Source organism: Pseudomonas sp. KH_027 (assembly GCF_057838565.1).
Genome location: NZ_CM174470.1, coordinates 3,637,051 through 3,653,919, shown reverse-complemented (window position 1 = coordinate 3,653,919; position 16,869 = coordinate 3,637,051). Strand labels below are relative to the sequence as shown.

General features: G+C 63.4%; 17 protein-coding genes and 1 pseudogene. 12 read left to right on the top strand and 6 right to left on the bottom strand.

Translation table 11 applies throughout. From position 1 onward, the window contains the following. Positions 1–3 precede the first annotated feature (3 nt). From lepB to pdxJ, 6 genes are all read left to right on the top strand, one after another. Positions 4–858 carry a signal peptidase I gene (lepB, locus tag AC3IYG_RS17155; RefSeq protein WP_489310430.1) on the top strand — a complete coding sequence of 285 codons (855 nt, stop codon included), beginning with the start codon at positions 4–6 and terminating at the stop codon, positions 856–858. A 103-nt stretch (positions 859–961) separates the two neighbouring features. Continuing rightward, entirely contained in the window at positions 962–1,339 is a 378-nt protein-coding gene (locus AC3IYG_RS17150) for a DUF4845 domain-containing protein (protein WP_489310428.1), read from the top strand. Next, on the top strand, positions 1,336–2,025 hold the full coding sequence (gene rnc, locus AC3IYG_RS17145) for a ribonuclease III (protein ID WP_489310426.1): 690 nt from the start codon (positions 1,336–1,338) through the stop codon (positions 2,023–2,025). Before AC3IYG_RS17150 ends, rnc begins: the two co-directional genes overlap by 4 nt. Beyond that, on the top strand, positions 2,018–2,920 hold the full coding sequence (era, locus tag AC3IYG_RS17140) for a GTPase Era (RefSeq protein ID WP_489310424.1): 903 nt from the start codon (positions 2,018–2,020) through the stop codon (positions 2,918–2,920). The genes rnc and era overlap by 8 nt, the downstream gene beginning before the upstream one ends. Before the next feature lie 3 nt (positions 2,921–2,923). Next, positions 2,924–3,622: a DNA repair protein RecO gene (recO, locus tag AC3IYG_RS17135; RefSeq protein WP_489310422.1), complete on the top strand. Its 699-nt coding sequence runs from the start codon at positions 2,924–2,926 to the stop codon at positions 3,620–3,622. Next, entirely contained in the window at positions 3,615–4,361 is a 747-nt protein-coding gene (pdxJ, locus tag AC3IYG_RS17130; protein ID WP_489310420.1) for a pyridoxine 5'-phosphate synthase, read from the top strand. The genes recO and pdxJ overlap by 8 nt, the downstream gene beginning before the upstream one ends. Before the next feature lie 79 nt (positions 4,362–4,440). On the opposite strand, the gene cmoB is transcribed toward pdxJ, so the two are convergent. The 6 genes from cmoB to lon all read right to left on the bottom strand — a co-directional run bounded on the left by cmoB (position 4,441) and on the right by lon (position 10,721). Next, positions 4,441–5,409, bottom strand: coding sequence for a tRNA 5-methoxyuridine(34)/uridine 5-oxyacetic acid(34) synthase CmoB (gene cmoB / locus AC3IYG_RS17125; RefSeq protein ID WP_489310418.1), 969 nt, complete (start codon positions 5,407–5,409; stop codon positions 4,441–4,443). Continuing rightward, entirely contained in the window at positions 5,406–6,149 is a 744-nt protein-coding gene (cmoA, locus tag AC3IYG_RS17120; protein ID WP_489310416.1) for a carboxy-S-adenosyl-L-methionine synthase CmoA, read from the bottom strand. Before cmoA ends, cmoB begins: the two co-directional genes overlap by 4 nt. A gap of 73 nt (positions 6,150–6,222) precedes the next feature. Further along, entirely contained in the window at positions 6,223–6,795 is a 573-nt protein-coding gene (locus AC3IYG_RS17115; RefSeq protein ID WP_489310414.1) for a hypothetical protein, read from the bottom strand. Positions 6,796–6,877: 82 nt separating this feature from the next. Continuing rightward, a complete protein-coding gene (locus AC3IYG_RS17110) occupies positions 6,878–7,516 on the bottom strand; it encodes a lysoplasmalogenase (protein WP_489310412.1) in 639 nt (212 codons plus the stop codon). A 218-nt stretch (positions 7,517–7,734) separates the two neighbouring features. Further along, the gene (locus AC3IYG_RS17105) at positions 7,735–8,130 is read right to left on the bottom strand and encodes a protease inhibitor I42 family protein (protein ID WP_489310410.1); all 396 of its coding nucleotides are present in this window, start codon (positions 8,128–8,130) and stop codon (positions 7,735–7,737) included. Positions 8,131–8,324: 194 nt separating this feature from the next. Further along, positions 8,325–10,721, bottom strand: coding sequence for an endopeptidase La (gene lon, locus AC3IYG_RS17100; RefSeq protein ID WP_489310408.1), 2,397 nt, complete (start codon positions 10,719–10,721; stop codon positions 8,325–8,327). 158 nt (positions 10,722–10,879) lie between these two features. On the opposite strand from lon, the gene AC3IYG_RS17095 reads away from it, so the two are divergent. The 6 genes and pseudogenes from AC3IYG_RS17095 to AC3IYG_RS17070 form a co-directional block, all read left to right on the top strand. Further along, positions 10,880–11,632, top strand: coding sequence for a helix-turn-helix domain-containing protein (locus tag AC3IYG_RS17095; RefSeq protein WP_489310406.1), 753 nt, complete (start codon positions 10,880–10,882; stop codon positions 11,630–11,632). A 239-nt stretch (positions 11,633–11,871) separates the two neighbouring features. Continuing rightward, a complete protein-coding gene (locus tag AC3IYG_RS17090; protein WP_489310404.1) occupies positions 11,872–12,558 on the top strand; it encodes a methylamine utilization protein in 687 nt (228 codons plus the stop codon). After that, positions 12,545–14,935, top strand: a complete 2,391-nt coding sequence (locus AC3IYG_RS17085; RefSeq protein WP_489310402.1) for a putative bifunctional diguanylate cyclase/phosphodiesterase — start codon at positions 12,545–12,547, stop codon at positions 14,933–14,935. Before AC3IYG_RS17090 ends, AC3IYG_RS17085 begins: the two co-directional genes overlap by 14 nt. 3 nt (positions 14,936–14,938) lie before the next feature. Continuing rightward, entirely contained in the window at positions 14,939–15,796 is an 858-nt protein-coding gene (locus tag AC3IYG_RS17080; protein WP_489310400.1) for a DUF3034 family protein, read from the top strand. Between the two features lie 2 nt (positions 15,797–15,798). Then, positions 15,799–16,218 (top strand): group I truncated hemoglobin, encoded by a 420-nt coding sequence (locus AC3IYG_RS17075; RefSeq protein WP_489310398.1) that lies wholly within the window; start codon positions 15,799–15,801, stop codon positions 16,216–16,218. 377 nt (positions 16,219–16,595) lie between these two features. Further along, positions 16,596–16,745, top strand: a pseudogene (locus AC3IYG_RS17070) (hypothetical protein); the annotation flags it as partial. Positions 16,746–16,869 lie beyond the last annotated feature (124 nt).

Below are 16,869 nucleotides of genomic sequence, written 5' to 3'. Positions count from 1 at the left end.
GCTATGTCGATCAATTTTCCGCTGTTGTTAGTCATCGCCGTAGCTGTTTGCGGCGTTTTGGCCTTGTTCGATCTGGTGCTGTTGGCGCCGCGTCGACGCGCCGCGATCACCGCCTATGAAGGTCAGGTCGGCGAACCCGATCAGGTCGTGCTCGAACAGCTGAACCGTGAGCCGCTGCTGGTGGAATACGGCAAGTCGTTCTTCCCGGTGCTGGCCATCGTGCTGGTGCTGCGTTCCTTCCTGATCGAGCCGTTCCAGATCCCGTCCGGTTCGATGAAGCCGACACTGGAAGTGGGCGATTTCATCCTGGTCAACAAGTTCGCCTATGGCATCCGCCTGCCGGTACTGGACACCAAGGTGATCGAAGTCGGTGACCCGCAGCGCGGCGATGTGATGGTGTTCCGCTACCCGAGCGAGCCGAACATCAACTACATCAAGCGAGTGATCGGTTTGCCGGGCGATAAAATTCGCTACAGCAGCGACAAGCGCCTGTTCATCAATGGCGAGTCGATCGCTGAGAAACTGGTCGGCGAAGAGCCCGGTTCGCTGGGCAGTGCGGTGCTTTACCAGGAGAGCCTGGGCGCCGCCGAGCATCTGATCCGCAAGGAGATGAACCGCTACCGCGCCGAGCCGGGCCGTGAGTGGACGGTGCCGCAAGGGCACTATTTCATGATGGGCGACAATCGCGACAACTCCAACGACAGCCGTTACTGGAACGATCCGAAGATCCCCAAGGACTTGCTGGGCATGGTGCCGGACAAGAATATCGTCGGCAAAGCCTTCGCGGTCTGGCTGAGTTGGTCCGACCCGAAGCTGCAACACCTGCCGAACTTCTCCCGAGTTGGCCTGATCCGCTGACTTTTCGATTATGTGAGGCGCTGTTCAATACGGCGCCACGCGCTATATATAGTCTTGCTCCTGTGGCATAGACGTTCCAATAACCCTGACATTGAGGTCGATCATGACATTTGCGCGTTCGCAGAAAGGTTTGTCGGTTCTAGGTTGGCTGATGGTTTTGGCGGTGGTGGCATTCTTTGCCAGCACGGCGTTCAAGATGATTCCGCACTACATGGATTACATGTCCATGGAAAAACTGATTACTTCGGTAGAAACCGATAGGGCCGCACAGATCCGCAGCGTCGGTGAGTTCTATGCGCACGTGAGCAAGGGCATGCAGGTCAACAGCATCCGCGACCTGGACCTGGAGAAAGCGCTGGTGGTGAAAATCGAGAACAACGAATTTCGTGCCCACCTGAAGTACGAAAAGCGTGAAGCCCTGATCGAGAACCTCGACCTGGTGGCGCGTTTCGACAAAGAATTCCGCGTGCGTATGCCGTGAGCGTACCGCTAAGCCGTCTCGAGCGTCAGCTCGGCTATACCTTCCAAGACCAGGATCTGATGATCCTGGCGCTCACCCACCGCAGCTTCGCCGGACGCAACAACGAGCGCCTGGAGTTTCTCGGCGATGCCATTCTCAACTTCGTTGCCGGCGAGGCGCTGTTCGAGCGTTTTCCGCTGGCACGCGAAGGCCAGTTGTCGCGTTTACGCGCGCGCCTGGTGAAAGGTGAGACCCTGGCCGTACTGGCTCGCGGTTTCGACCTGGGCGAGTACCTGCGTCTGGGCTCCGGCGAGCTCAAGAGCGGTGGTTTTCGCCGTGAATCGATTCTGGCCGATGCGCTGGAAGCCCTGATCGGCGCCATTTACCTGGATGCCGGCATGGACGCCGCGCGCCAGCGGGTCCTGGCTTGGCTAACCTCTGAACTGGATGGCCTGACGTTGGTCGATACCAACAAGGATCCGAAAACCCGCCTGCAGGAGTTCCTGCAGTCGCGTGGCTGTGAACTGCCGCGCTATGAAGTGGTGGATATCCAGGGCGAGCCGCACTGCCGGATTTTTGTCGTCGAGTGCCAGATCACCTTATTGAATGACAAGACCGTAGGGCAGGGTGCAAGCCGTCGTATCGCTGAACAAGTGGCGGCCGCGGCAGCACTGATTGCCCTCGGCGTGGAGAACGGCCATGACTGATTCAACTGCAACACGCTGTGGCTATGTCGCCATCGTCGGCCGCCCCAACGTGGGCAAATCCACGCTGCTCAATCATATTCTCGGGCAAAAGCTGGCGATCACTTCGCGCAAGCCGCAGACCACCCGTCACAACATGCTCGGGATCAAGACCGAAGGCGCCGTGCAGGCGATCTACGTCGACACCCCCGGCATGCACAAAGGCGGCGAAAAGGCCCTTAACCGTTACATGAACAAGACCGCTTCGTCGGCATTGAAAGACGTCGACGTGGTGATCTTCGTGGTCGACCGCACCCGCTGGACCGAAGAGGACCAGATGGTTCTCGAGCGCGTGCAGTATGTCCAGGGGCCGGTGATTCTGGCGATCAACAAGACCGACCGGATCGAAGACAAGGCTGAACTGATGCCGCACCTGGAGTGGTTGCAACTGCAACTGCCAAAAGCGGAAATCGTGCCGATCTCGGCGCAGCACGGGCACAACCTGGAAGCCCTGGAAGGCCTGATCGCCGGGCATTTGCCGGAGAACGAACACTTCTTCCCGGAAGACCAGATCACCGATCGCAGCAGCCGCTTCCTCGCCGCCGAACTGGTGCGCGAGAAGATCATGCGCCAACTCGGTGCCGAGCTGCCGTACCAGATCACGGTGGAAATCGAAGAGTTCAAGCAGCAGGGCAAAACCCTGCACATCCATGCGCTGATTCTGGTCGAGCGCGATGGGCAGAAAAAAATCATCATCGGCGACAAGGGCGAGCGGATCAAACGCATCGGCATGGACGCGCGCAAGGACATGGAAGTACTGTTCGACTCCAAGGTGATGCTCAACCTCTGGGTCAAGGTCAAAGGTGGTTGGTCCGACGACGAGCGCGCCCTGCGTTCGCTGGGCTACTCCGACATTTAACCCATGCCTAACAGCGCGCAGCCGGCTTTCATCCTGCACAGTCGGGCCTACCGCGAAAGCAGCGCGCTGGTGGATTTCCTCACCCCGCAAGGGCGCCTGCGTGCCGTGTTGCGCGGCGCGCGAGGCAAGGCGGGGACCTTGGCGCGGCCTTTCGTGCCGGTGGAGGTCGAGTTCCGCGGCCGCGGCGAGCTGAAAAATGTTGGCCGCCTGGAAAGTGCCGGCATCCCCCGCTGGCTGCATGGCGATGCGCTGTTCAGTGGTCTCTACCTGAACGAACTGCTGATCCGCCTGTTGCCGGCAGAAGACCCGCATCCGCTGTTGTTCGATCACTACGCGGCAACCCTCGAGGCGCTGGCTGAGGGCCGGGCCCTGGAGCCGTTGTTGCGCGCATTCGAATGGCGCCTGCTGAGCGAGCTGGGTTATGGTTTTGCCCTGGCTGAGGACTTGGGCGGTCAGCCGATTGTGCCGAACGGCCTCTACCGTTTGTTGCCGGATGCCGGCCTGGAGCCCGTGGCGCAGTTGCAGCCTGGCCTGTTCCAGGGCGCCGAGCTGCTGGCCATGGCCGAGGCCGACTGGACTGCCTCGGGCGCCCTGGCTGCGGCCAAACGTTTGATGCGCCAGGCCCTTGCCCCCCATTTGGGCGGCCGACCGCTGGTCAGCCGCGAACTTTTCATGACGCTCAAGGAGCCGACCCGTGACTGATGCCAATCGTATTCTGCTGGGTGTGAACATCGACCACGTCGCCACCCTGCGCCAAGCGCGCGGCACCCGTTATCCCGATCCGTTGAAGGCCGCCCTGGATGCCGAAGAGGCGGGCGCCGACGGCATCACCCTGCACCTGCGGGAAGATCGTCGGCATATTCAGGACCGCGACGTGCGCATCATGAAGGACGCCCTGCAGACGCGGATGAACTTCGAGATGGGGGTGACCGACGAGATGCTCGCCTTCGCCGAGAGCCTGCGTGCCGAGCACGTGTGCCTGGTGCCGGAAAGCCGAGCCGAACTGACCACCGAGGGCGGCCTGGATGTGCTCGGGCAGCAGGAGCGTATCCGCGCCGCCGTGCAGCGCCTGAGCAGTGTCGGCAGTGAGGTGTCGTTGTTCATCGATGCCGATGAGCGGCAGATCGAAGCAGCCAAGCGGGTCGGCGCGCCAGCGATCGAGATCCATACCGGACGCTATGCCGATGCCCATACCCCGGCCGAGGCTGCCCGCGAGTTGGCGCGGATCCGCGACGGCGTGGCCTGCGCGCTGGCCCACGGGCTGATCGTCAACGCCGGCCACGGCCTGCACTACCACAACGTCGAGCCGGTGGCTGCCATCGCCGGCATCAACGAGCTGAATATCGGCCACGCCCTGGTAGCGCACGCCCTGTTCGTCGGCTTCAAACAGGCGGTGGTGGAGATGAAGCAGCTGATAGTCGCAGCCGCCGCACGCGGCTGAGCTTAGCCTGTAGGAGCGGCCCATGGCCGCGAGAGGCTTTTCGCGGCCATGGGCCGCTCCTACAATCGATCCATTCTTGTCAGGGTTTGCGGGCGATCAGGACGGCGCGGCTCGGTGCGGGCAGGCCTTCGATGGTGCGACTGTGGTCGGCGGGGTCGAGAAACTCCGGCAACGATTGGAAGCGCATCCATTCGGTCGAGCGCTGTTCCTCGACCGAGGTCGTGCTGACATCCACGCAGCGCACATCGACGAAGCCGGCCCGTCGCAGCCACAGTTCCAGCGCAGGCACCGAGGGCAGGAACCAGACGTTGCGCATCTGCGCGTAACGGTCTTCCGGTACCAGCACCTGTTGCGCATCGCCTTCCACCACCAGGGTCTCCATCACCAGTTCGCCGTCCTTGACCAGGCAATCCTTCAAGTCCAGCAGGTGGTCGATGGGCGAGCGGCGGTGGTAGAGCACGCCCATGGAAAACACGGTGTCGAAGCCTTGCAGCTTGGCCGGCAGTTCTTCAAAGGCCAGTGGCAAGTGCCAGGCGGGCAGGTCGGGCAGGTAGTTCTTCATCGCCAGGAATTGGCAGAGGAACAGCCAGTTGGGGTCGATACCGACCACGCTGTCGGCGCCGGCACCGAGCATGCGCCACATGTAGTAGCCGTTGCCGCAGCCGACATCCAGTACGCGCTTGTGCTTGAGGTCGAGGTAGGGCGCGACGCGCTGCCACTTCCAGTCGGAATGCCATTCGGTGTCGATATGCACGCCGAACAGCTCGAACGGTCCTTTGCGCCAGGGAGCAAGACCTTGCAGCGCCGTTTTCAGCGTGGCGCGGGTCGGCTCCTCGCACGGCCCGTCGAAGGTAAAGCGTTGGCGCAGTTCAGTGTGTTCGACATTCAGCGCCGGCAGCGCTTCGACGGCGCCGTACCAGCGCTGCAAGTCGCCGTGGCCGATCGCCAGCTTGGCGTCGATTTGACCGGGCAGGCCTGCCGCCCAGTCTTGCAGCGCAGTGCCCGCCAGTTGCTGCTGCAGGGCGTCGAGGTCGAGGCGGCGAATCATGGTAAGGCGATCAGTGAGGCGAAGTTCAGGCACTGGAACCACGGCACCACTTTGCTGAAACCCGCGGCCAACAGGCGCTCGCGGTGTTCTTCGAGGCTGTCGGGGAGCATCACTTTTTCCAGCGCGCTGCGTTTCTGCGCTATTTCCAGCTCGCTGTAGCCATTGGCACGCTTGAAGGCGATATGCAGGTCTGTGAGCAGTGCCTGTTCCTCGTCATCGTTGAATCGCAGTTTCTCCGAGAGGATCAGCGCGCCGCCAGGCAGCAGGGCCTGGCGGATCCGGCCGAGCAGGGCCAGGCGTTGCTCGGGCTGGATGAATTGCAGGGTGAAGTTCAGCGCCACCAGCGAGGTCGGCAGGAAGTTCAGGCCGAGAATATCGGCTTCGATCACCTCGACCGGCAGCAATTCCTGAAACATCGAGTCCTGGGCGTGCAGGTATTCGCTGCAGCGTTCGACCATGGCGCTCGAGTTGTCGACCGCGATGACCCGGCAATCCTCGCTCTTTACATGCCGACGCAGCGCCTGGGTGACCGCGCCCAACGAACTGCCGAGGTCATACAGCACGCTGTGGGGCTGGGCGAATTGCGCGGCGAGCACGCCAATGTTCTCGACGATGGTCGGGTAGCCCGGTACGGAGCGCTTGATCATGTCCGGAAACACCCGCACCACGGCCTCGTTGAAGGCGAAGTCCTGAACGTGGGGCAGGGGTTGGGCGAACAGGCGGTCGGGTTCTTTGCTCACGGTGGTTCCGAAGGCGATGACGAAGAGGTCGGCATTTTAGCCAAGACCAGGCCGCAGCCATACCCTTAGGTGCCTACTTCAACTGGTCGGAAAAAAACTCTCCGGCCCCCTGGATCGGCCCCAGCGGGTTCTTTTTCGATTCAATTCGGCGGATGTTCGGCTCGCCGCTGCTGACTTTGTGCACCAGGGTATCGTCCACCAGCACGAATACCGCGCGAAAGGCCCAGCCCTGCACCGCGCGCTTCTTGCTGAAGTTGAACACGTCGGCCCAGAAGTTGCCGACCCGTTGGGTATCGGTCTTGGAGAACTCGAAGGCATAGCCGATGCAGCGGTCCTTGGCATCCAGGCATTGCACGATGCCGTCCGGCAGATAGGAAATGGGGATATTGGGTTGGACGAACATCAGGCGCACGTCGATGAACGACAGCATGCGTCCATTGCCCTGGGCGAGCGGATCGAACCCCAGGGAAAACAGCTCAGGGCGTGTGGTTTTACCTGGCACGGCTTGGGAGAAGCGGATTTCGGTATCCAGGTAATCACCGAAGGGCGAAATGATCTCCGCATGCTCGCTCGGTAGCAGGCTACCGCAGCCAGTCAGCAATGCTGCCGAGATAACCGCAACCACAGTACACCGACAGCCGCTCATGATGTCTCCTTGATTTCAGTTCCCTCCCTATCTCCTATAGACGATTTAACGCGTGGCTGCCGGTGTGTTTTCGGGACAGTGTTCAACGTGGCGAGCGATGCAGCGCCGAGGCCGTGATACCCCACTGGCCCAACCAATAACTGAGGATGATGGCGTAGGGCGCGGCGGCAAAGGGGGCGACGAAACGGTTGATGCCGATCAGGCTGTCGGACAGCACGAACAGCGCCGCGCCGCCGGCTGCGAGCCAGGCCGACGTGCGGCTGACGCCTGGCGCGCCGATCCGGGCGAGGGCGCGCCAGAGCATCGCGCTGATGGCCAGCGCATACAGCGCCACCGGAATCAGCAACGGGCCGAGGCCGTTGCTGGCCAGCGTGGCGAACATGCTGGCACCGACCGCCGCGGCGAGCAGCAGGGCCTTGGGGGCCAGCCGACGGCTGTCGTCCAGGTACGCGAGCAGGTAGGCCAGGTGGCCCAGGAGGAAGGCGCCCAGGCCGAAGACAAACAGGTCGGCAGGCCACTCCAGCAGCATGTCGCCGGCCAGCGAGCACAGCAGGCCGAGCATGATCCAGCGGCGATAGCCACCCGCGGGTGCGCCGCGCAGCCAGAGTAGCAAGGCGAGCACTGGGATGGGTTTGACCAGCAGGCAGAGTTCCGCCCAGTCGCTGGCTCGCCCGTAGACGAAGGCCAGTGCCCCGATCAATGCCACGATCAGCCAACGCATATTCGATCCTCAATGGTTGCTTGAGCGGCAACTATGCCCGGCCATGGAATAGAACCACAGGCGACATGCGTCAGGCGTAGGCACATATCGCGCCGTGCAAGATGAGGGGGCGGTTGGAGGGTAGGTTGTGGTAGGAGCGGGCCATGCCCGCGATAGCCGGTCAAGGACGCATCGCGGGCATGGCCCGCGCCTACGGGGTTGTCGGTGTGGCGGGTGATTTACTTCACGTTGATCTGGCAGTCGAAGGTCTTGGCCGGTGCGACCTCCACTTCCCAGGGGCGGTGGTAGACCAGCAGCAAATGCCCGTCGCCAGGGGTGGTGGCCAGGAAGCGCCAGGTCGACTGGCCGGCACTGCCGACCAGGCCGGCATCTTCCGGGTTGCTGTAAACCTCCGGCCCCAGGCTGCGCAGCACGCCGGGTGCGGCGTCGCGTATTTGCCAGCGGAAACCGGTGGTGGGGTTGCTGGGCAGGGTCAGGATCAACTGTTGGCCGCTGTGCAGCTTCAGCGGGCAGTCGTCCTGCTGCTCCTGTTGCAGCGTGACGTTGGTTGGTTGCTGCGCGCAGGCGGCGAGCAGACTGAGGCCAAGGGGCAAGAGCAGGCGGGCAGCCGTCATAAACAGTTCCTGTCGATTTCTAACCAGCCGCCAGCATAACCTCAAGGCATGGCACAGTCGTAGCCTGGATCGCATCGGATCGCGCGACGACATCGGCGCCAGCGGCTCGAACCGGCGTGCCAGGGAACGTCGTCATCCGCGCAGGCCGGAGTCCATCAGGTCGCGAAACCTGGACGCCCGGCTGGCGCGGGCCCCTAGTCGAACAGCACCTTGGCCACATCCGCATAGCGCTTGGCAAAGTGCACGGTCAGGCCGTCCTTGAGGTAGTCCGGCAGTTCGGTGAAGTCGCCCCGGTTGGCTTCCGGCAGGATCAGCTCGAAGATTTTCTGCCGCCGCGCGGCGATGACCTTTTCGCGTACCCCGCCAATCGGCAGCACGTGGCCGGTGAGGGTCAGTTCGCCGGTCATCGCCACGCCCTTCTTCGGCGCCTGGTTGCGCGCCAGCGAGAGCAGTGCGCTGGCCATGGTCACGCCGGCGCTGGGGCCATCCTTCGGCGTAGCACCTTCCGGCACATGCAGGTGGACGAAGGCCTGGTCGAAGAACGTCGGGTCGCCCTGGTACTCCTTCAGGTGCGAACTGATGTAGCTGTGGGCGATTTCCGCCGACTCCTTCATCACTTCGCCGAGCTGGCCGGTGAGCTTGAAGCCACGATTCAGGGTGTGAATGCGCGTGGCCTCGATCGGCAAGGTGGCGCCGCCCATGCTGGTCCATGCCAGGCCGGTGAGCACGCCGACGCCGGAGAGCAACTGCTCGCGGCGGAACACCGGCATGCCGAGGTAGTCCTCCAGATCCTTAGGGCCAATCTTCAGCTTGGCGTCGGGGTCGTCCAGCAGCTTGACCACCGCCTTGCGCACCAATTTGCTCAGTTGCTTCTCCAGTTGCCGCACCCCGGCTTCGCGGGCATAGCCTTCGATCAACGCCTTCAGCGCGCTGTCGCTGATCGCCAGGCGCTGTTTCGGCACCCCGGCCTTCTCCAGTTGCTTGGGCCACAGGTGGCGCTTGGCGATGGCGAGTTTTTCCTCGGCGATGTAACCGGACAGGCGAATCACTTCCATGCGGTCGAGCAGCGCGCCGGGGATCGAGTCCAGGGTGTTGGCAGTGCAGACGAACAGCACTTTGGACAGATCGAGGCGCAGGTCCAGGTAGTGATCGAGAAATTCCGCGTTCTGCTCCGGGTCCAGCGTTTCCAGCAGCGCCGAGGCCGGGTCGCCCTGGTGGCTGGCGCCGAGCTTGTCGATCTCGTCGAGCATGATCACCGGGTTCATCACTTCGACGTCTTTGAGCGCCTGCACCAGCTTGCCGGGTAGGGCGCCGATGTAAGTGCGGCGGTGGCCCTTGATCTCCGCTTCGTCGCGCATGCCGCCGACGCTGAAGCGGTAGAACGGCCGGCCGAGGGTTTCGGCGATGGACTTGCCGATGCTGGTCTTGCCGACACCGGGCGGGCCGACCAGCAGCACGATGGAGCCGGCGATCTCGCCCTTGAAGGCGCCCACGGCAAGGAATTCGAGGATGCGCTCCTTGATGTCGTCGAGCCCGGCATGCTGCTCATCGAGCACTTTGCGCGCGTGCTTGAGGTCGAGCTTGTCCTTGCCGTATATACCCCAGGGAATCACGGTGGCCCATTCGAGGTAGTTACGCGTGACGGCGTATTCCGGCGAGCCGGTTTCGAGGATCGCCAGTTTGTTCAGCTCCTCGTCGATACGTTTGCGCGCCTGCTCGGGCAGGGTCTTGCCATCCAGGCGTAGCTGGAACTGTTCGATATCGGCGCTGCGGTCATCCTTGGTCAGGCCCAGCTCCTGCTGGATCAGCTTGAGCTGCTCCTTGAGGAAGAAGTCGCGCTGGTGCTTGCCGATGGTGCGGTTGACCTCGGCCGACAGCTCACCTTGCAGGCGTGCCACTTCCACTTCCTTGCGCAGCAGTGGCAGTACTTTTTCCATGCGCTTGAGCATGGGTACGGTGTCCAGCACCTCCTGCAGCTCGATGCCGGGCGCGGTGGTCAGGGCGGCGGCGAAGTCGGTCAGTGGCGAGGGGTCGTTCGGGCTGAAGCGGTTGAGGTAGTTCTTCAGCTCTTCGCTGTACAGTGGGTTGAGCGGCAGCAACTCCTTGATCGCATTGATCAAGGCCATGCCATAGGCCTTCACCTCGTCGCTCGATTCTTTCGTGCTCTTGGGGTATTCGACCTCTGCCAGGTAGGGCGGTTTACGGCTGAGCCAGCCGCTGATGCGCACGCGGGTCAGGCCCTGGGCGATGAACTGCAGTTTGCCGCCTTCCTCGGAGGCGTTGTGAACGCGCACCAGGGTGCCGTGTTCGGGCAGGTTTTCCGGATCGAAGTCGTGGGCATCGGTCGACGGGTTGTCGACATAGAACAACGCCAGGCTCTTGTGCTCGGTCTTGGCCACGCGCGCCAGGGTTTCCGCCCAGGGCTGCTGGTTGACGATCACCGGCAATACCTGCGCCGGGAAGAACGGACGGTTGTGGATGGGGATCACATAGAGCCGTTCCGGTAGCCGCTGATCGGGCAGGGCGAGGCTCTGGCTCTGGTGATGGGCGTCGTCGTGGGGAATATCCGGCGTGCTGTGCTGATCGTTCATGCGGCACCTTGTGATCGATACATGAAAGGTAGATGGGTTGGCCGGCGCGCTAATTCAATCCCGTGCTGTTGCGAACTGTGTCGTTACGCTGGTCGGTGGCTGCTGGCAAAAAGCCGGCGCATTCCCGTAAAATGCGCAAAATTTGACCAGCAGCCGCCATGCTCAACGCCCGCCTGATCCGCCTGGACGACCAAGCCCACGAACATGCCCACGACCATCATCAATTAGTGATGTCGTTGTCGGGGCGTGCCGAGTTCGAGGTCAATGGCCGCGGCGGCGAAGTCTGCCGGATGCGCGCCTGCCTGGTGCCGGGCGATGCCGAGCACCAGTTCGCCGGGGTCGGCGACAACCGCATGCTGATCCTCGACCTGGATGAGCGCGGCAACTCGCCGGAAGACCTTGAGCTGCTTGGCCATCTGTTCGACACGCCACGCTACCCGTCCCTGGATGCGGACTTTCAGAACCTGCTGGCCTATGCCGGTGCCGAACTGGCCCGTTATGGCAGTGACCCGCTGTTGGCCCGTGCCCTCGGTGGCGTGCTGCTGCGGGCCTTGCACCTGCGTTTGTTCGGCGAGCAGGCGCAGCGCGCGGTGGGCCCGCTGAATGTCGAGCGGCTGGATGCCTATATCGGCGAACACCTGGCACGGCGTATCAGCGTCGCCGAGTTGGCACAGGTGGCCTGCCTGAGCCCCAGCCACTTCCATGCGCAGTTCAAGGACAGCGTCGGCTTCACTCCGCACCAATACCTGCTAAAAACTCGCCTCGACCGCGCCGCGCGGTTGCTGCGCGAAACTGCTCTGCCGCTGATTCGCATCGCCGAAGAGTGCGGCTTCTCCAGCCAGAGCGCGCTGACCACCGCGATGCGCCGCTACCTGGGCCTGACGCCCAAGCGCCTGCGCGGCGCCGAGTGACCGGAGGGCTCGAATTCGAGCCTGCGCGGCGGCAAAAACCTTCTACCTTTACAGCGTGCCTGCCGGCTTGAACCGGTGCGGGTCATGCCTTGTCCTGCTGGCTTTCTGCCTGCTTTTAGCAGGTGCTCTTCGCTGCTGTTCCAGATAATCTGCGGGTTGGAAAAAGGGGGTTCGCTTTGCCAGGGAGTCAGGTGTTTGCTTCGGTACGCAGGTGTCCTGTGATTTGCAAGGTAGTCGGCATGCGGGTTTCTCCCCTGAACAGTGTGGCGTTGGGTGTGCTGGGTGGCTGGCTGCTGGGCCTCGGCCATGCCATGGCGGCCAGCTTGCAGGCCGAGCTGGTCGATGGCCAGGGCAGGCCGGTGAGCGATGCCGTGCTGACCCTCAAGGGCCCGCTGGGTGTGGATGCACCGCCTGCCATGGCGATCATGGACCAGGTCAAGCAGCAGTTTCTGCCCTCGGTGCTGGCGGTGCATACGGGCACCCAGGTCAGCTTCCCGAACAGTGACAATATCCGCCATCACGTCTACTCCTTCTCGCCGACCAAGCGCTTCGAACTGCGCCTGTACCAGGGCACGCCGTCCGAACCCTTGGTGTTCGACAAACCTGGGTTGGTGGTGCTCGGCTGCAATATCCACGACTGGATGGTCGGTTACGTCTATGTCACCGACGATCCCTGGTTCGCGGTTGCCGACAAGGCCGGCAAGGTCGTCATGCAGGTGCCGGCCGGGCGCTATGCCGCGACCCTCTGGCACCCGCAAAACCCTGACCTGCTGCCGCAGAGCGCTGGCGAGCTGACGGTGCCGGCACAAGGGCTGCAACCGCGTCTCGCGTTGGCCCTGCAAGCGCCTGCCGAATCCGCCCCCAGCGCTCCGGCGCCATCCACTTTTGGCGATGCGTTCAAGAAGGCCGCGCGTGAAGCTCCGTAATAGTTTTCAGGCCCGCATTGCCGGCGTCCTGATCCTGCTGTTGCTGGTGGTGATCGGCTCGCTGTACTTCGCCGTCAAAGCTGCGACCGCGGATTCGGTGACGATGCAGGCGGGCAAACAGCTGGAGGCCGGCGTGCGGGTGTTCGAGCGCCTGCTCGACGTGCGCGGCCGGCAGATACGCGATGCGGTGCAGGTGCTGTCCTCGGATTTCGGCTTCAAGGATGCGGTGGCCAGCGGCGACACCGCGACCATCCGTTCGGTGCTGGCCAACCACGGCGCACGCATCAATGCCAGCGAAGTGCTGTTGCTCGGCCTCGACGGCACTATCCTGGCGACCAGCGCCGAGGCCGCCAGTCCGGCGTCCGGCGCCCAGTCCGGCAGCCCGAATGTGTTCCGCGAGGGCAGCCGTTTCCGCTACAGCGAGGAGCTCGCGCAGTCGCGGCGCCTGGGGCAGTCGACGATGATCGTCTCGCTCGGGCGTGAGCCGCACCTGCTGGTGGAAACACCGGTGCTGGCACCGATTGCCATCGCACGGGTGGTCATGGGCTTTCGCATGGATGAAGCCCTGGCTTATGAGCTGCGCGGCTTGACCAACCTCGAAGTTTCCTTCGTCGCCCTCGAAGACGCCCGGCCCGGCAGGCTGATCAGCACCCTGAATGCCGCTGAAGGTTCGGAATTGATGGCCGAAAGCCTGGCCGCCGAGCGCAGGAATGTGTTGAAGGCGCTCGACTTCGCCGGCCAACGCTATTTGAACGAGCAACTGGTACTGGCCAGTGGGTCGGACTACCAAGTGCTGGCCTACCTGCACAGTTCATTGGACCAGGCGCTGAAGGCGTTCAAGCCGCTCGACCAGCGCATCCTGCTGATCGCCCTGTGCGCGTTGCTGGCCTCCCTGGTCGGCGCATTGCTGCTGGCGCGCAGCGTGTCGCAACCGGTGCGCGAACTGGCCCGGGTCGCCGAGCGGGTGGGCCAGGGCGATTACCGGACACCGATCGAGCTGCAGCGCAGCGATGAGCTGGGGCTGCTGGCCAAGACCTTTCAGCAGATGCAGGGCGGGATCGCCGAGCGCGAACGGCAGCTGGCGCACAACGCCCTGCATGATGGCCTCACCGGGCTGCCGAACCGCACCCTGGCGTTGGAACGCCTGGGCAGCTCGATCACCGCTGAACGCCCGGTAGCGCTCTTGTACCTGGGGATCGGCAACTTCCGCGCGGTAAATGAAACCTGCGGCACGGGTGGCGGCGACCTGGCTCTGCAGCAGCTCGGCCATCGCCTGCAGGCCAGCCTGCGGCCCGGCGACAGCCTGGCCCGGCTGCTGGCCGATGAGTTTCTGCTGATGCTCGATGGCAGCGACCGCGACAGTGCGGTGGCCGCGGCGGACAAACTCCAGCAATTGCTGATCAAGCCGTTGCGGATCGGCACCCAGGACATCGCGCTGGACTGCCGGATCGGCATCGCCGCCTTTCCGGCCGACGGCACGACCGCGGACGACTTGCTGCGCCGCGCCCATCTCGCCATGCAGGACGCGGCCCACTTGCCGGGGCGCCTGCAGGTTTACCAGCAGGGCCGCGAGGCCGATCACCAGCGGCAGATCAACCTGATCCGCGACCTGCGTCGGGCGGCGGTCAACGGCGAACTGCTGCTGCACTATCAACCCAAGCTGGATATCCGCGCGGGCCGCGTGCGCCAGGCCGAGGCCTTGCTGCGCTGGCAGCACCCGCAGTACGGCATGGTTTCGCCGGCCGAGTTCATCCCGCTGGCCGAGCGCACCGGTAGCATCCAGACGCTCACCGCCTGGCTGATAGAAGAAGTGTTGCGCCAGTTGCATGAATGGAACATCCGTGGCCTGCGGGTGCAGATGTCGTTGAACATTTCCGCCGAGGACTTGCACAGCCTGGAGTTGGCGGGCCGCGTCGGGTTGTTGTTGACCCGATACGCGGTGCCGGCCGAGCAATTGATTTTCGAGATCACCGAAAGCGCGGTGATGCAGAACCCGGAGCAGGCGCTCAAGGTGCTGCACAGCCTGCGCGAGTGCGGTATCAGCCTGTCGGTGGACGATTTCGGCACCGGTTATTCCTCCCTCGCGCAGCTCAAGCGCATGCCGGTGCAGGAACTGAAGATCGACCAGTCATTCGTCCGTGACCTGGACGACACCAGCGAGGATGCGGTAATCGTCCGCTCGACCATCGATATGAGTCACAGCCTCGGTCTCAAAGTAGTGGCCGAAGGCGTCGAGTTCGAGCGCAGCCTGCGCCTGCTGGAGCGCTGGCAGTGCGATACCGCGCAGGGTTATCTGATCAGCCGGCCGCTGAGCGCGGCGGCATTCGAGGCATGGATCGGGCAACCGTTGCACACCAATCTGGCCATGGTGCATTGACCGATGAGTAAAGCCTGTTCTGCCTTGTTGTTCGCCTTGTTGCTGCCTGGCCTTGCCAGCGCCGATAACGGCCGTCTGCTCGCCACCGGCGGCGCCAGCAGTATCGATGGCGCCGCCGGTGGCGGCATCACGCCCTGGGCGGTATTGGCGGGCTATGGCGAGCGGGGCGAGTGGGGCGGGGATGTGTTCGCCACCCGGGTGGAGACCGGCGACTACCGCCTGGATGTGGCCGGCGCCGCCGTGGCCTACGACAACCGCATCGAGTTGTCTTTCGCCCGTCAACGCTTCGATCTCGGCACCCTGGCGCGCGACTTGGCCCTGCCGGAAAACAGCCTCAGTCAGGATGTTTTCGGCCTCAAGGTGCGGTTGTTCGGCGACCTGATCTACGACCGCTTGCCGCAGGTGTCGCTGGGTATCCAGCACAAGCGCCAGAAAGACTTCCTGATCCCCGGCCTGGTCGGCGCCCAGCGCGACGAAGACATCGAGGGCTACATCAACGCCAGCCGGTTGATCCTCGGTGGCGCCTTCGGCTACAACCTGCTGCTCAACGGCGGCCTGCGCTACAGCCGTGCCAACGAACTGGGCCTGCTCGGCTTCGGCGGTGACCGTCGGGATGAGCGCAGTGTGCTCAAAGAAGGCTCGCTGGCGCTGCTGTTCAACCCGCGCTGGGCGTTGGGCGTGGAGTACCGCGAGAAGCCGGATAACCTGTCCTTCGCCGGTGAGAGCGACTGGGCCGACCTGTTTCTCGGGTACTTCCCGAACAAGCGCCTGGCCGTGGTGCTGGCCTACGCCCGGCTCGGTGAAATCGCCACCCTGGATAACCAGGACGGCGCCTACCTGTCCGTGCAGGGGAGCTTCTGAACATGCGCACGCTCCTGTTCGTACTGGCACTCGGCCTCGCCGCCTGCGCCCAGCAGCCCGCCAAAGACGACAACCTGTACCGCGCCCTGGGCGAACAGGCCGGCATCACCCGCATCGTCGAAGGCATGCTGCTCAATATCGCCAAGGACCGGCGTATCGTTCGCCACTTCGAGAACATCGACATCGTGCGCCTGCGCGACAAGCTGGTTGAACAGTTCTGCGTCGAAGCCGGCGGCCCTTGCACCTACACCGGCGACAGCATGGAAGAGAGCCATAAGGGCCAGCGCCTGACCCGCAGCGACTTCAACGCCCTGGTGGAAAACCTGCAAGACGCCATGGAAGCGCAAGATGTACCGATGCCGGCGCAGAACCGCCTGCTGGCGCGCCTGGCACCCATGCGCGAGCAGGTGATCGAGCGCTAGCTTCATCCCCACTGGTTGAGCCGCATCAGCGGTAAAAGCGGCTGTGCTGATCGTTCCCGCGCTGCTGGGTGGGCATGCCGCCGAAGGTGCTCCGGCACGGGAGGCCGCGAACTGCCTGCCCCTGAAGCCCGCCTCCCGTCGAAAGTTCCGGCGCTCAGAGCTTTTGACAAAAACTCCGTAGTGTTTCGCAAGAACCGGTCATGCCGCTGCCACTAAATTCCGCCATCGATTTGCATGGCTGCGTTGGTTCAGGCCTGAGATCTATTTGGCCGGAACCGCACTTCTGGGCTAGACCCATAGTAATGGTGGTCGAAACCCTGGCCGCAGCTCTCCTGGCAATCTCTCTGACACCAAGTCTCCACCATAGGATGGGCGTGATGTTCAAAGCCAGTCACGCCTTGCAGGGCGAGTTCCTTACCCGGATCTCTTCCCCAAAGGTCGCCGAGTTTTTTCCGTTCATCAGCGCTAACTACCGCGTTGACGAAGCCGCCTATCTGACTGCGTTGCTGTCGCTCGCCGACGCTGGGTAAAAAAACGGATGGGTGCCGATCGGCCCTCGTCCGCTCTTGCATGAAAAGGGGTTCACCCCCCATAACCAGGCGCTCGCCACAAGCGACGCCGTTTGTCCACCAAGGGCGCGGGCCTATCCCC